Raw genomic sequence first — 15,101 nt, 5'->3', positions numbered from 1 at the left:
CAATATCCCGTTACAGTTACGCGGTGAGGCCCAATAGATCGGGCACGTTAAGGAGACCAAGAAATGGCAAAGCCTATGACGAAGACTCAGCTGGTTGCTGCTCTCGCTGAGGAAATGGGAACCGACAAGAAATCCGCGAACGCGGCGCTGGAGGCGATCACTGGCCTGATCACCCGCGAAGTTTCGGCCGGAGGCGCTGTGACCCTGCCGGGCGTCGGCAAGATCTACTGCCGCGAGCGCCCCGAGCGTCAGGTGCGCAACCCGGCCACTGGTGAGACCTTCACCAAAGAAGCCGACAAGGTTGTGAAGATGACCATCGCCAAGGCCCTGAAGGACAGCGTCAACAGCTGATCCGCGCCTTAGGCAAAACGATCAAGGGCCGCGATTTCGCGGCCCTTTTTCTTTGGTATTTGTTTACCGGGTCCGTTGGACCAGACCCGGTGTTCTCGTGGGTCGAGGTCAGTGAACAGTCTCGACCTTGTGGAAATCCAAGTCCCGATCTTCGGGCATCGAGTCGATGCTCATCACCTCTTTGCGCTTGGCGATCAGGATATAGACCACGCAGGCGAGGTAGAGGCCAACCACCACGGCGCCAATCCACTGAATCTGCAGCCACTGGCTCTGGAACAGAAGCGTCAGCACAAACAGAAGCACCACATTGCCGGCAACATAGGCCGTCTTGCCGAAGCGTTCGACCGTCATGTTCAGGTTGTCGGTATAGAGCCTGATCAGCGAGTCCAGTGAGTTGATCACGAATGTCACGCCGACGATCACCATCGCGATGTTGGTGATGCCTGCGGTGCTGATGCCGTTCAGGTGATAGTAGTAAAGCACGCTGAACCAGATCGCCAAGGGGATCGACGGAAAGATCAGCAGCGCCGCCAGCAATTGCCAGGTGGTCAGCCCTCCGACAAAGCGCGAGGTGAACTGACCGATCATGATCGACCAGGCAAACCACCAGAACAGGTAGAAGGCGTGATAGTCGGTCAGAGGCAGTACGAACTTGTGGATATTGGCGAAATACGCCCCGATATTGCTGCTGGTTTCCACGAAACCCGCAACGCCCATACCGGCCGCGGCCCACATGCCAAGGATCAGTGCCAGGAACAGAAACGTCGAGCCGACAGAAAGAATCCGCACGTATTTCAGGTCAGTCGAGGAATAGGCCGCGGCCAGAATGACGACAAATACGATGATGTAAAACGTGGTCACCACGGACTCGCCATCACCAACTTCGGGCAGGTATCCGGGCAGGTAGATCAGGAACAGGCTGGCGGTGAAAGCGCAGGTCCCGATGATCACCACATTGTTGATCAGCTTGACCACCGGGATCTCAAAGAACTGCACTCGGGGCTCGATGACGCAGAAATAGAAGGCCGTCAGGAAATAGAAGGCCCAGATCAGGAAACCCCAGAACCCGAACTCGACCGCCAGCGGGTTTGCGAACGCATAGGCCGGATCTTCGGCATAGCCTCCGAATTCGGTGAGCGGGAACATGATCAGCCCGACATCCAGACCGGATGTGAACAGGATCGCGATGAAAGTGAACAGATGTACAGGTGTCACGCCCACGCACCGCAGGTTCCACCATTTCACGACGAAGAACGCTACCAGCCCAAGAGCAAGCAGAACCCCGAATGACAGGATGTATTCCAGTAGCACCGACAAACCTCCCTTTAGATGTCAGATCAACGAGCGGATATCTTTAATTGGCTAGTCAATCAATAAAACCGACACCCAGGAAAAACTTGCGCGCACCATGTGTCTTTTTTGACGCTCGGGCGCTTGTGGCCTGCGGGAAAATCGGAAACAGTCGCCGCACATTCAAACAGGAGCGGTCATGGATCTGCGCGCCATCGCCATGGGGCTGGCCTTTGCCTTCATCTGGTCGTCGGCCTTTACCTCGGCGCGGATCATCGTCGCGGATGCTTCGCCGCTGTTTTCACTGGCGGTTCGCTTCCTGATTTCCGGCATCCTGGGTGTCGCCATCGCCGCGGCCATGGGCCAGAGCTGGCGCCTGACGCGGTCGCAATGGTACGCGACCATCCTATTCGGAATCTGCCAGAATGCCCTGTATTTGGGTCTGAATTTCTATGCCATGCAAACGGTCGAGGCCTCGGTCGCGGCGATCATCGCCTCGACCATGCCATTGCTGGTGGCTCTGGCCGGTTGGCTGCTGTTCGGGGAACGGTTGCGCCCGCTGGGTGTTCTGGGTCTGCTGGCCGGGTTCGCCGGCGTGGCCCTGATCATGAGCAGCCGGATCAGCGCCGGGATCGACCTGTTCGGCGTTGCCCTCTGCGGGCTGGGCGCGCTGGCGCTGACCTTCGCCACGCTGGCCGTACGCGGGGCGACCTCAGGCGGGAATTTCATGATGGTCGTCGGTCTGCAGATGTTCGTCGGCTCGGCGGTTCTGTTCGTCGCCGCCCCGTTGTTCGAGACGATCTATGTCCGTCCAACCTGGCCGCTGGCGCTGGCCTTCACCTACACGACCCTGTTCCCCGGCCTGCTGGCCACGTTGATCTGGTTCTTGCTGCTCAACCGGATCGGGCCGATCCGCGCGGCGACCTTCCATTTCCTCAACCCGGTGTTCGGGGTCACGATCGCCGCGATTCTGCTGGGTGAACGGTTGGGCGCAATGGACGCCGTTGGTGTTGCGGTCACCACGCTGGGCATTCTGGCCGTGCAGTTGTCACGCCAGCCGGTTCAGCGCAGCAGCGCCTCGACCTGACGGCGCAGCTTGCGGGAGTCAGGCCGTGTCGTCGACCCAAAGGTCGCCACGACCTCGCCATCGGGGCTCAACAGGATCTTGTTGAAATTCCAGTTGGGCACAAACCCGGTTTCAGCCGCGACCGCCTTGTAGAACGGGTGCGCCTGCGGACCGGTGACGGGGGTGATGTCGGTCATGGGCAGGGTCAGGTCATAGTTCAGCTCACAGAACTGCTTGACCTCACTGGCGGTTTCCAGTTCCTGGTTGAAGGAATCCGACGGGACCGCCAGAACCACCAAACCTTCGGGTCCATAGGTGTCCTGCAGCTTTTGCAGCCCGGAATACTGCCCGGTAAACCCGCATTGCGAGGCCGTGTTGACCACCAGAACCGGCTGGCCGCGCCAGTCCGACAGCGACAGCGTGCCGCCATCGATCGAAGGGAACTCTCCGGACACGGGCGCGGCCTGCACCGTTCGACCGATCAACAACAAGGCAGACAACAGCAACATTCTGAACATGGCGTGACCTCCTCTTTGGTAATGATACGCTCGAAACACGGCGGCAGATCACCTGCACGATCGCGCGAGCCGGATGAAACAGGGCTTTGCTTTTGTCGCGGCGCACCCCAAATATCTCGGCAACGTATGCAATGCCGGAGGACCCATGCCCAAATATACCAAAGATCCATCGGTTGTCGCTTCCCTGTCGCCCGAGGAATTCCACGTCACCCAGCGCAACGGGACCGAACGCCCCGGCACCGGAAAACACCTGAACAACAAGGAACCCGGCATCTACGTGGATATCGTATCGGGCGAGCCGCTGTTCGCCTCGACCCACAAATACGAGTCGGGCTGCGGCTGGCCCAGTTTCACCAAACCCATCGTGCATGACCACGTCACCGAGCTTGAGGACCGCTCGCTGGGGATGATCCGGACCGAGGTCCGCTCGAAACACGGCGACAGTCACCTGGGCCATGTGTTTCCCGATGGTCCGCTGGATCAGGGTGGGCTACGCTATTGCATCAACTCCGCCGCGCTGCGGTTCATCCATCGTGACGACATGGAGGCCGAGGGCTATGGCGAATACCTCGATCAAGTGGAGGACCCGAAATGACCGAACAACGCGCCGTTCTGGCCGGAGGCTGCTTCTGGGGCATGCAGGACCTGATCCGCAAGCTGCCCGGCGTTCTGCGCACCCGCGTCGGATATACCGGCGGCGACGTGCCCAACGCGACCTATCGCAACCACGGCACCCATGCCGAAGGGATCGAGATCTGGTTCGACCCCGCAAAGATCACCTATCGCGATCTGCTCGAGTTCTTTTTCCAGATCCACGACCCGACCACCGTGAACCGTCAGGGCAATGACATCGGGATGAGCTATCGCTCGGCCATCTATTACTGCGACGAAACGCAGAAACAGATCGCGCTGGACACGATCGCCGATGTGGATGCCAGCGGGCTGTGGCCCGGCAAGGTCGTGACCGAGGTCGAACCCGTCGGCGATTTCTGGGAGGCCGAGCCCGAGCATCAGGACTACCTTCAGCGTATCCCCAACGGCTATACCTGCCACTTTCCGCGCCCGGACTGGGTTCTGCCCAAACGCAGCAGCGCTGCCGAATAAAGTTCAGCCGACGGCCACCCGCGGGCGGCCGCTGGCTTCGACGGTCAGCATCGCCTCGACGAAGACATCCTTGCCTTCGATCCGGGCGGTGCGGATGTCGCGGTTGACGATCACGCGGATATCCTCGGCCCCGGCCTCGCGCACGGCGCTTTCGGTCTCGCGCCGCAGTTCGGCCTCCAGCAGGGCCAGCGCGGGTTCGGGTGTGGGGAAATCCTGCGGACCTTCATTCAGATGCACGCGGTACCGGCCTTCGGACGGAGCGGTCACCGTGCCCGCCCGCCGCATGGTCAACCGCCCCACGACGGCCCCGATCGCGTTGGCCACCCCGGCATGGTCGGGCAGCACCATCGCACAGCGCAGACGCTCACCGACCGCCGGGTAATAGCTCGGCGCCGAGGCACCCAGCCCGACCACATCCACGTTCAGCGTCGTATCCAACGCCAGCAGACCGCGATGCCCGCGCAAGCCCCGCCGGGTCAGCACATGGCGCGCCAGATCCTCGGGCGGCAGGCCGAACGCCTCGGCCTCTTCCGCAAAAGCAGTCTCTAACAAGGTCAAAACGGTCTGTTCGGTCAACTGATCCACGATCATACCGGCCAGTTCGTCGGCCGAGCCCGCCAGCCGGTCGCCCGACCCCACACGTCGGCGCGCAATCAGCTCCAGCGCCTTGCGCGCGGCACCCTTATCCCAATCGGACAGGCGCCCCAGAACGTGGCTGGCATCAGACGGCGTCACCCCCGAGACCTGAACGATCCCGCGATCCACCAACCGGGTCAGAGCGCCGTTTTCCATCCGCGTGCGCAGCAGGGCGCTCAGGGGCAGAACCCTGTCCCCCAGCCGCTCCAGCAGCCCCGCCTCGCGCGGTCCCAGACCCTCGGCGTGGATGCCGGGCACGCGGCGGGCGAAACGGGTGTCGTGCTCGCCCACCGTGGTCGCGCGCAACTGCTCGTCCAGCGCGGCATGGACCACTTCGGGCGCCTCAGACGCGATCAGCGACACCGGCAGCACCCGGCGCGGACCCAGGAAAACGCCGCCGCGCAGGCCTTCGGTCACCACATGCACCTGGCTGTCACCGCCCAGACCATGCGTGCGCATCGCCACCGCCTCGACCATGGTGCGGAACCCGCCGACCCGTGCGCCCGCCGGGTCGATCGCCGGCTTTCCGTCGCGGATCAGAGCCACATCGGTCGTCGTCCCTCCGATATCCGACACCAGTGCGTCCTGAACTCCGGTCAGCCAGCGCGCCCCCACGATCGAGGCCGCCGGACCGCTGAGAATCGTTTCGATCGGCCGCTCCCGCGCCTGCTCGGCGCTCATCAAGGCGCCATCCCCGCGCACCACCATCATCGGCGCGTCGATGCCCAGCTCGAGCAGAACATCCTGCGCCCGGCCGATCAGACGGTCGATCATTCCGATCAGACGTGCATTCAGCACCGCCGTCACCGCACGTTTCGGCCCATTCAGCTTGGCCGACAACTGATGCGAGCAGGTCACCGGCGCGCCGGTCTTTGCGGCGATGATCCGCGCGACCTCAAGCTCATGCACGGGGTTCCGCGTGGCGAACTGGGCCGCAACCGCAAACCCGGAAATCCCGGACTGCTGGTCCAGAAATTCGCGCAACGCCCCTGTATCCAAAGGCGCGGCCTCGGCCCCGGCATGGCTGTGCCCGCCCGCGATCACCAGCGCCGGGTCACCCTTCAGCGCATCGCGCAGCCCATGCCTGTCCAGATCGCCGTCCCGAAATCCGACATAGATCAGCGCGACGCGCCCGCCCTGCCCCTCGACCAGCGCGTTCGTGGCCAGCGTCGTCGACAGCGACGCCATCGAGATCTGAACGGGCGCGACCTGCGCCTGGTCCAGCACCGCCCGGATCGCCCGCCCGACGCCGATCGCCAGATCCTCGCGTGTGGTCAGTGACTTGGCCGAGGCGATCACCTCTTCCTCGTCCCGGATCAGCACCGCATCGGTGTAGGTTCCACCGGTATCCACGCCCAAAGCCAACGCCATCGGGATCTCCATCCTGTTCGCAGTCACGGGTGTAGCGGTTTGAACCGACGCGTCCAGCCTGTTTGCGGCATTCACGACAGTTGTTCGACCGCCCAGCGCGCCGCGTCCGCGACCGTGGGGTCGGGATCCTCGGTCAGCGCCTGCGCGACCGGGATCAACGCCGACGACCCGGAATTGCCGATGGCATACAGAACGTTGCGCACGAACCGGTCCCGCCCGATCCGCTTGATCGGTGAGCCCGAGAATCTGGCCCGGAACGCCGCATCGTCCAACCCGGCCAGTTCCGCCAGCGGCGGCGCCATCAGGTCTTGGCGCGCGGCATAGCGGATGTCGCTGGCCGCCACCGCGAACTTGTTCCACGGGCAGGCGGCAAGGCAATCATCACAACCGTAGATGCGGTTGCCCAGCTTGCCGCGCAACTCCTGATCCACCGGCCCCTTGTGCTCGATGGTCAGATAAGAAATGCAACGCCGTGCATCCAGCTGATAGGGCGCCGGGAAGGCATCCGTGGGGCAGGCATCCAGACAGGCCCGACACGACCCGCAATGATCCACTTCCGGCGGATCCGTCGGCAAGTCCAGGGTGGTGAAAACAGACCCTAAAAAGGCCCAATTGCCCCATTCCCGGCTGACCAGATTGGTGTGTTTGCCCTGCCAGCCCAACCCGGCCGCATGGCCCAAAGCCTTCTCGGGCACCGGCGCGGTATCGACGAACACCTTCACCTCGCCCCCGGCCTCGGCGATCAGCCACCGGGCCAGCCGCTTCAGCCGCTTCTTGACCAGATCGTGGTAATCCCTGTTCTGCGCATAGACCGAGATCGCCCCGCGATCGGGTCGCCCCAGAACCTCGGTCGGATCATGATCCGGCGTGTAACTCTCGGCCAGCATGATGACCGAGCGCGCCTCGGGCCACAGCTGCGCCGGATCGCCCCGCCAATGGGCCCGCTCGGCCATCCAACCCATCTGCCCGTGATAATCCGCCGCCAGAAAGGCGGCCAACCGCGCAGGCACCTCGGGCACGTCCCAGGGTCGGCAGATCCGGCACGACACGAACCCCTCGGCCCGGGCCTGCGCCACCAACCTGTCCTTCAATGCCGTCGCGCTGTTCATCTGGCCCAAAATATCCTCTGGGGTGAATTGGCCCAACGGGCCAAGAGGGGGCAGACAGCCCCCTGCCCCAACCTATCAGAAATCCAGGTCGGCGTAATGGGCGGGCGGGCGGAAGCCCGGCACCTGATCCGCCAGGATCGACCGGAAGGCCGGGCGCGACTTGATCTTGGCGTACCAGTCCTTGACCACCTGGCTGCGATTCCAGTCCACGTCCGAAATATAGTCCAGCGCCGACAGATGCGCGGCAGCCGCGAAATCGGCCAATGTCATCTGATCTCCGGCCAGCCAGCGCCGCTGATCCAGCAGCCAGGCCATGTAATCCAGGTGGAATTTGATCGCCCGCGCGCCTTCCTTGACGTTCTTGCTGTCGGGATAGCCCTGACCGGTCACTTTCTTGTTCACTCGCTCGTACAGCAGCTTGGATGTCACCTCGTGGTGGAATTTGTCATCAAACCAACTGACCAGTCGGCGCACCTCAAACCGGGCTTCCGGAGTTTTCGGCATCAATGCGGGTTCCGGCCGCGTCTCTTCGATGTATTCGCAGATCGCTGCGCTTTCTGACATCACCCGGCCATCCAGCCGCAGAACCGGGACCTTGGCCGCAGGGTTTCTGCGCAAGAAGTCCGGGGATTTTTCCCAGTACTTTTCCTCGACCAATTCGACTTCGATCTTCTTTTCCGCCAGTGACAGGCGGACTTTTCGACAAAAGGGGGACAGGGGAACGTGAAACAAACGCGCCATGTGGATCCATTCGAACCAATTGAGTACCGCTCAGCAATAGCCGCTGACGGGCAGAAGTTTCAATCCTCGAAGCAATCTGCGCGACCATCTGCGCGGATGGTGGCCGCTCCATCGCGGATCGCGGCGGCTCGTCTGCGGGTGTAAACCGACGGGTCCGTGACCGAACGGTTGCGCGGTGACGGAAGGATTGCCGCCAGACGCGCCGCCTGCACCGGGCTGAGTTGGGCGGAACTGACACCAAAATTCTTCCGGGCGGCCGCCTCGATCCCGAACAGGCCCTCACCGGTCTCAGCCACGTTCAGATACACCTCGAGTATGCGCTTCTTGCTCCAGAAGATTTCGACGACCGGGGTCATGGAGGTCTCAAGCGCCTTGCGCACCCAACTGCGCCCCTGCCACAGAAAGACATTCTTGACCACCTGCTGAGAAATGGTCGACGCCCCGCGGTTGCCACCATCTTCAAGCGCATCGCGGATCGCGTTCACGTCAAAACCCCAATGCAGGCAGAAATTCGCATCCTCGGCCGCAACGACCGACCGGGCCATGTGCGGAGACATATCCTCGATCGCGACCCATTCCCGGTCCACCTTGCCCAGGCGGCGCCACTCGGACCAGATCGTATGGGTGATCGGCGGGTTGACCACGGTGTAAAGCAATACAAGCGCCACGAACGCCGCGGCCAGGGCACCGATGACACGCAGTACCCACCGCCGAATCCGAACGATGAGCGTTTCCGTTTTCCGAGACCGGGTTGCCTTTTTGGACTTACCGCGGGATTTGCGCGCTGCTTTCTTCGCCATGTTCCTGCTATACGCCGCAGCACCGGTATTTGGAACGGAATTATGACGCGATCAGCCGCCCTTCGCGCGGGCGCACCACCGGACGAGCGGTTTTCGGACCACCATCTTCCACCACTCCCAATTGCGGGAACAGGCGCAACAGCTCGGCTTGGGTTTCCCGGTCAGACCGCGTAGCGGCGTGACCGGGATAGTAGCTTTCGCTTTTGGCGCCGTTGGCGATGACGATCTCGTGCTGGTCGAACAACAGGTGGAAATACTCGATCTCGCCGCCTTCGACCGGGGTCACCGTCGTGCCATTGACCAGGGAATGTGCGGCAATCAAAACCTCGGGGTGGCCGTAGAAATAAGCCGCGCGCCAATCGTCGATCAGCATCCGGTGCTGCGGCGAGAACAGAGTGTCACGGTCCAGTCCCAGAACCCCTGCGGCAAAGCGGATGGGTGCGGCGTTGCCCTCGGCCGCAACGGTGGTTCTGCCGACCCAGATCAGAGCCTGCGCGCCTTTGTCGACCGTCGTGACCAGGTCACCGGGCTGCAGATCCTCGACGCGGCGCAACCCATCCGGAGTCTTTATCATCGTTCCGGCGGTAAAACACGGCGGCCCAAGCTCACCCGGAACCACAAGGGGACCCTCGGTATTGACGAAAGTCGTCGAGACAAGCGTCCCCTCTTGCAGCACCTGACCGTCCGTCGGGGTGAATACCCTACTGCCATCAGCCAGATAGAATGTGATTCCCGTGTAGGTGACGTTGCCCACACCGGACACGTTGATCGTCACCGTATCGCCCGGCCAGGATCGGGTAACATCGATGCCGTTGACAGAGTCATTGTCGGAACTGTCGATATCGCCATCGTCGTTCTGGTCGACCAGATTGTACTTCTCAACCGTCAGAAGGGTCCCCGTTGCCGGCGGGCTGGCCGGATCCATGGCAAAGAACTGGTCAAGATAGGTCGTGGGCATGCGACGACTCCCAGGCGTAATTGGTGGCAAGCGGAAGCATTGGCGAAATTTCCAAACTTTCCGTGTACAGGCCTAGCGACACACAATGTTTTTTCAAGAAATCCGGAAACGGGGGGACACAAAACGAAAACCCCGCGTGTCTTTTCAAACACGCGGGGCAGGTTTCACAGGCAGTCTTACTCGGCCGGAACCGCCGCTGCCTCGTGGCTCAGCGGGTGGCTGAGCTTGTTCAGCATTTCCTTCGGACAGACCTGCAGGAAGTTCGACAGCTCGACATCCCAGTGCTGCAGGATGTCGGCGGCCTTGCGGCTGCCGGTTTCCGCTGCGTGACGTTCTATCAGCGATTTCAGCTGGGTCTCCCAATGCTCGACCGTTACGGGGCAGGTCACCAGGGTTTCCATGTTCATCAGCAGCTGCGCCTTGCCTTCGGGGTCGTACAGATAGGCCATGCCGCCCGTCATCCCCGCGCCAAAGTTCGCGCCGATGTCACCCAGGATCACCGCAACGCCGCCGGTCATGTACTCACACCCGTTCGAGCCGCAGCCCTCGACCACCACGGTGGCACCCGAGTTGCGCACGGCGAACCGCTCACCCGCACGGCCGGCCGCGAACAGGTACCCGTCGGTCGCGCCGTACAGGACCGTGTTGCCGATGATTGTATTCCGGTCGGCCTGCAGCGGGCTGACCTGCGGCGGGCGTACGACGATGGTGCCGCCCGACAGGCCCTTGCCCACATAGTCGTTGGCGTCACCCGACACTTCCAGTTTGAGCCCCGGCGCGGCGAAGGCGCCCAGCGACTGACCGGCCGAGCCCTGCAGCTTGACATGCAGGTGGTCCGGCTGGAACGTGTTGCGCATTCCGAAATTCTGCACGATGTGGCTGGACACGCGGGTGCCCACTGTCCGGTGCGTGTTCTGCACGGCATAAGACAACTGCATCTTCTCGCCATCTTTCAGGAACCGCGCCGCGTCGCGCACGATTTCAGAGTCCAGCGTATCGGGCACCGCATTGCGCGGCTTGTCACGGTCATAGACGATGTTCTGTGCGCCATCGACGGTGATCAGCAGCGGATTCAGGTCCAGATCGTCCAGATGCGCCGACCCGCGGCTGACCTGCGCCAGCAGATCGGCCCGGCCGATGATCTCGTCCAGCGACCGCGCGCCGATGCTGGCCAGAATCTCGCGCACTTCCTGCGCATAGAAAGTGATCAGGTTCACCACCTTGTCGGCATTGCCGGTGAACTTCGCGCGCAGGCTCTCGTCCTGCGTACACACGCCCACCGGGCAGGTGTTCGATTGGCACTGGCGCACCATGATGCAGCCCATCGCAATCAGGGCGGCGGTGCCGATGCCGTATTCCTCGGCCCCCATCATCGCCGCCATGACGATATCGCGCCCGGTGCGCAAACCGCCATCGGTGCGCAGGGTCACCCGCTCGCGCAGGTTGTTCATCGCCAGAACCTGGTGCGCCTCGGTCAGGCCCATCTCCCACGGCAGGCCGGCATATTTGATGCTGGTCGCGGGCGATGCCCCGGTGCCGCCATTGTGGCCCGAGATCAGGATGATGTCGGCCTTGGCCTTGGCCACCCCGGCGGCGATCGTGCCCACGCCCGAGGACGCCACCAGCTTGACCGTCACCTTGGCGCGCGGGTTGATCTGCTTGAGGTCATAGATCAGCTGCGCCAGATCCTCGATCGAGTAGATGTCGTGGTGCGGCGGCGGCGAGATCAGCGTCACGCCCTTGGTCGAGTGACGCAGGCGCGCGATCAGATCGGTGACCTTCATGCCGGGCAGCTGGCCGCCCTCGCCGGGCTTGGCACCTTGGGCCACCTTGATTTCCAGCTCTTCGCACTGGTTGAGGTATTCGGCGGTCACACCGAACCGGCCCGAGGCCACCTGCTTGATCTTGGCCGAGGGGTTGTCGCCATTCGGCTCGGGCACGAAGTGTGCGGGATCTTCCCCACCTTCACCCGAGTCGGATTTCGCGCCGATCCGGTTCATCGCCACGTTCAGCGTCTTGTGCGCCTCGGGGCTGAGCGCGCCCAGCGACATGCCCGGCGTGACGAACCGCTTGCGGATCGAGGTGATCGACTCGACCTCCTCGATCGGGATCGGCTTGCCAAGCGGTTTGAAATCCATCAGGTCGCGCAGATGGATCGGCGGGTTGGCCTGCATCTTGGCCGAATACTGCTTCCACAGCTCGTAAGAGGCGCGGTTGCAGGCCATCTGCATCATGTGCATCGAGGTCGCTTCCCACGCATGGGTCTCACCCGATTTGCGGGCCTTGTAGAAGCCACCGATGGGCAGAACGTCCAGGCCACTCTCCCAGCCTTTGGCATGGATTCCTTCGGCTTTGGACTGAATGCCGGTGACGCCGATGCCCGAGATCCGGCTGGTCATGCCGGGGAAATATTCGGCCACCATGGCGCGGCTCAGGCCCACGGCCTCGAAATTCAGGCCGCCGCGATAGGACGAGATCACCGAAATGCCCATCTTGGCCATGATCTTCAGCAGGCCCTGGTCGATCGCCTCGCGGTAGCGCGCGACGTTTTCGGTCAGGCTGCCTTCGAGCAAGCCGCGTTCGATCCGGTCGGCCAGCGAATCCTCGGCCAGATAGGCGTTGACCACGGTCGCGCCACAGCCGATCAGCACCGCGAAATAATGCGGGTCGATGCATTCCGCCGAACGCACGTTGAGCGAGCAGAAGGTCCGCAGACCCTGACGGATCAGGTGCGAATGCACCGCGCTGGTGGCCAGGATCATCGGCATCGCCACTTTGCCGGGGCCGGAATACTGGTCGGTCAACACCAGGTGACCCGCGCCAGAACGCACGGCCTCCTCCGCCTCCGAGCGGATGCGCGCCAGCGCGGCGCTCAGCGCGCCGGTGCCGGGTTCGAAGGTACAGTCGATCTCGGCCAGCGGCGCATCGAAATTCGCCACCAGTTCTTCCCACTGGGCGTTGCCGACAAAGGGGCTTTCCAGCACAACGATCTCGGTCTGGCTGCTGTCCTCGTCAAGCACGTTCTTGAGGTTGCCGAACCGCGTCTTCAGCGACATCACGCGGTATTCGCGCAGGCTGTCGATGGGCGGGTTGGTCACCTGGCTGAAGTTCTGGCGGAAGAAATGGCTGAGCGGCCGGTACTGTTTGGACAGAACCGCCGAAGGCGTGTCGTCGCCCATCGAAGCGATCGCCTCTTTGCCGTCCTCGGCCATCGGTGCAAGGATCTGCTCCAGCTCTTCGACCGTGTAGCCCGCCGCGATCTGGCGCTTGCGCAGCTCTTCACCCGAGAACAGCGGCTTTTCAGTCACCTTGGCCAGCTTTTCGTCCAGATCGTTGATCTTGCTGACCCAGTCCCCGAACGGCAGCGTCGCGGCCAGCTTGTCCTTGATCTGCTTGTCGCGATACAGCTTGCCCTTCTTCATGTCGACGGCCAGCATCTGGCCGGGGCCCAGCGCGCCTTTCTCGACAACGCTGGCCTCGTCGATCGGAACCATGCCCGCCTCGGACCCGGCGATCACCAGTCCGTCGCCGGTGACCACATAGCGCATCGGACGCAGGCCGTTGCGGTCCAGCCCGGCGCAGACCCAGCGCCCATCCGTCATGGCCAGCGCGGCAGGGCCGTCCCACGGCTCCATCACCGAGTTGCAGTAGGAATACATGTCGCGCCAGGCTTGCGGCAGTTCCACCGCCTGTTTCGACCAGCTTTCCGGCACCAGCATCGTCTTGGCCATCGGGGCCGAGCGGCCTGCGCGCACCAGAACCTCGAACACCGAATCCAGCGCCGCCGAATCCGAAGACCCGCCCGCGATGATCGGCTTGATGTCTTCGGCATAGTCGCCAAAGGTCGCCGAGGCCATGCGGATCTCGTGGCTTTTCATCCAGTTGATGTTGCCCTTCAGCGTGTTGATCTCGCCGTTATGCGCTAGCATCCGGAACGGCTGCGCCAGCCACCATTGCGGGAAGGTGTTGGTCGAATACCGTTGGTGATAGATCGCAAAGGCCGACTCGAAACGCTCGTCCATCAGGTCGGGGTAGAACACGGCGACCTGCTCGGCCAGCATCATGCCCTTGTAGATGATCGACCGGCAGCTGAGCGAGGCCAGGTACAGACCCGAAATCCCCGCGGCGGCGGCGGCTTTCTCGATCCGGCGGCGGATGACGTACAATTCGCGCTCGAACGTGTCCTCGTCGACGCCCTTGGAATTCGAGATCAGGATCTGCTCGATCTCGGGCCGGGTCGCGTTTGCCTTTTCGCCCAGGCAGGTCACGTCCACCGGCACATGGCGCCAGCCATAGATGTAATAGCCCATCCGCAGAACTTCGGTTTCCACGATGGTCCGGCAGCGCTCCTGCGCGCCGAAATCGGTGCGCGGTAGGAACACCTGCCCCACGGCGATCAGCTCGTCCATCTTGGGCTCGTGCCCGGTGCGGCGGATCTGGTCATAGAAGAAGGGGGCCGGGATCTGCACATGGATGCCCGCGCCGTCGCCGGTCTTGCCGTCGGCATCCACCGCGCCGCGGTGCCAGATCGCCTTGAGCGCATCGATCCCGGCCTCGACCACCTTGCGGCTTTTCTTGCCGTCAACCGAAACCACCAGACCGACCCCGCACGAGGAATGCTCTTCCTGCTCGGAATACAGGCCATTTTCGGCCATCCACTTGCGCTTGGCTTCCTCGGCCCGGACCCAATCGGCATCATATTTCGTCATTGGCTGTCTCCTTCTTCCGATGGGGCGTACATGGCCATGACCTCGGCTTCGGTCATCTGGCGGCGTTCACCTGCGAACGCGTAACCCTCGGGCTTCTTGTCGATGTAAAGTTCAAGTTTCAGCGTGTTGCCAGCCGCGTTGTCGAACAGGCCGGCCGCGATCTGTGTCTGGCCGTGCATCTCGCCCGGCAGGGTGATCCGGTACCACAGGGCCGAGCCGCATTCTTCGCAGAAGGCACGTTCGGCCCAGTCGGACGAGGTGAAGGTCTTGACCGGCCCCAGCGCCGCATAGCCCGGCTGGGCCGGAAAGGTGACCAGCGCGCTGCTGGTCCAGCGGCGGCACATGTCGCAATGGCAGGCGCCCAGCGCGTCGCGGGCGGGGGTCGCGGTCACGGTGACCGCGCCGCACATGCATTGGCCTTGCAATTCGGGCATCCTGTCCCTCCTGT

General features: G+C 62.9%; 13 protein-coding genes. 4 read left to right on the top strand and 9 right to left on the bottom strand.

The genetic code is table 11. The annotated features are described in order from the left end of the window. The first annotated feature begins 63 nt into the window (after positions 1-63). Positions 64-351 carry an HU family DNA-binding protein gene (locus tag ACR0FC_RS13820; RefSeq protein ID WP_170340577.1) on the top strand — a complete coding sequence of 96 codons (288 nt, stop codon included), beginning with the start codon at positions 64-66 and terminating at the stop codon, positions 349-351. Between the two features lie 108 nt (positions 352-459). Here the strand turns inward: ACR0FC_RS13820 and ACR0FC_RS13815 are convergent, their stop codons facing one another. Beyond that, complete coding sequence (locus ACR0FC_RS13815; RefSeq protein ID WP_170341442.1) at positions 460-1,656, bottom strand: BCCT family transporter; 1,197 nt, start codon at positions 1,654-1,656, stop codon at positions 460-462. Between the two features lie 184 nt (positions 1,657-1,840). On the opposite strand from ACR0FC_RS13815, the gene ACR0FC_RS13810 reads away from it, so the two are divergent. Beyond that, positions 1,841-2,728, top strand: a complete 888-nt coding sequence (locus ACR0FC_RS13810; protein WP_170340579.1) for a DMT family transporter — start codon at positions 1,841-1,843, stop codon at positions 2,726-2,728. On the opposite strand, the gene ACR0FC_RS13805 is transcribed toward ACR0FC_RS13810, so the two are convergent. Beyond that, positions 2,704-3,225 carry a glutathione peroxidase gene (locus ACR0FC_RS13805; protein WP_170340580.1) on the bottom strand — a complete coding sequence of 174 codons (522 nt, stop codon included), beginning with the start codon at positions 3,223-3,225 and terminating at the stop codon, positions 2,704-2,706. The two genes, ACR0FC_RS13810 and ACR0FC_RS13805, sit on opposite strands and share 25 nt — an antisense overlap. A gap of 145 nt (positions 3,226-3,370) precedes the next feature. Between ACR0FC_RS13805 and msrB the strand changes: the two genes are divergently transcribed. Together msrB and msrA are read left to right on the top strand one after the other, a co-directional pair. Next, on the top strand, positions 3,371-3,820 hold the full coding sequence (gene msrB / locus ACR0FC_RS13800; protein ID WP_170340582.1) for a peptide-methionine (R)-S-oxide reductase MsrB: 450 nt from the start codon (positions 3,371-3,373) through the stop codon (positions 3,818-3,820). Next, the gene (gene msrA, locus ACR0FC_RS13795) at positions 3,817-4,329 is read left to right on the top strand and encodes a peptide-methionine (S)-S-oxide reductase MsrA (RefSeq protein WP_005979692.1); all 513 of its coding nucleotides are present in this window, start codon (positions 3,817-3,819) and stop codon (positions 4,327-4,329) included. The genes msrB and msrA overlap by 4 nt, the downstream gene beginning before the upstream one ends. A 3-nt stretch (positions 4,330-4,332) precedes the next feature. Here the strand turns inward: msrA and ACR0FC_RS13790 are convergent, their stop codons facing one another. The 7 genes from ACR0FC_RS13790 to ACR0FC_RS13760 all read right to left on the bottom strand — a co-directional run bounded on the left by ACR0FC_RS13790 (position 4,333) and on the right by ACR0FC_RS13760 (position 15,087). Then, positions 4,333-6,336, bottom strand: coding sequence for a hydantoinase/oxoprolinase N-terminal domain-containing protein (locus tag ACR0FC_RS13790; protein WP_170340584.1), 2,004 nt, complete (start codon positions 6,334-6,336; stop codon positions 4,333-4,335). A gap of 71 nt (positions 6,337-6,407) precedes the next feature. Continuing rightward, a complete protein-coding gene (queG, locus tag ACR0FC_RS13785) occupies positions 6,408-7,445 on the bottom strand; it encodes a tRNA epoxyqueuosine(34) reductase QueG (protein WP_170340586.1) in 1,038 nt (345 codons plus the stop codon). Positions 7,446-7,520: 75 nt separating this feature from the next. Then, the gene (gene fzlA, locus ACR0FC_RS13780; protein WP_170340588.1) at positions 7,521-8,186 is read right to left on the bottom strand and encodes an FtsZ-binding protein FzlA; all 666 of its coding nucleotides are present in this window, start codon (positions 8,184-8,186) and stop codon (positions 7,521-7,523) included. A 59-nt stretch (positions 8,187-8,245) separates the two neighbouring features. Continuing rightward, positions 8,246-8,986: a monofunctional biosynthetic peptidoglycan transglycosylase gene (mtgA, locus tag ACR0FC_RS13775; RefSeq protein ID WP_170340590.1), complete on the bottom strand. Its 741-nt coding sequence runs from the start codon at positions 8,984-8,986 to the stop codon at positions 8,246-8,248. A 40-nt stretch (positions 8,987-9,026) separates the two neighbouring features. Next, entirely contained in the window at positions 9,027-9,944 is a 918-nt protein-coding gene (locus ACR0FC_RS13770) for a Hint domain-containing protein (RefSeq protein ID WP_170340591.1), read from the bottom strand. 176 nt (positions 9,945-10,120) lie between these two features. Beyond that, the gene (gene gltB / locus ACR0FC_RS13765; protein ID WP_170340593.1) at positions 10,121-14,653 is read right to left on the bottom strand and encodes a glutamate synthase large subunit; all 4,533 of its coding nucleotides are present in this window, start codon (positions 14,651-14,653) and stop codon (positions 10,121-10,123) included. Continuing rightward, entirely contained in the window at positions 14,650-15,087 is a 438-nt protein-coding gene (locus ACR0FC_RS13760) for a GFA family protein (protein WP_005979708.1), read from the bottom strand. Before ACR0FC_RS13760 ends, gltB begins: the two co-directional genes overlap by 4 nt. Positions 15,088-15,101 lie beyond the last annotated feature (14 nt).

Source organism: Ruegeria sp. BB9 (genome assembly GCF_056539345.1).
This window is presented reverse-complemented; position numbering and strand designations above follow the sequence as displayed.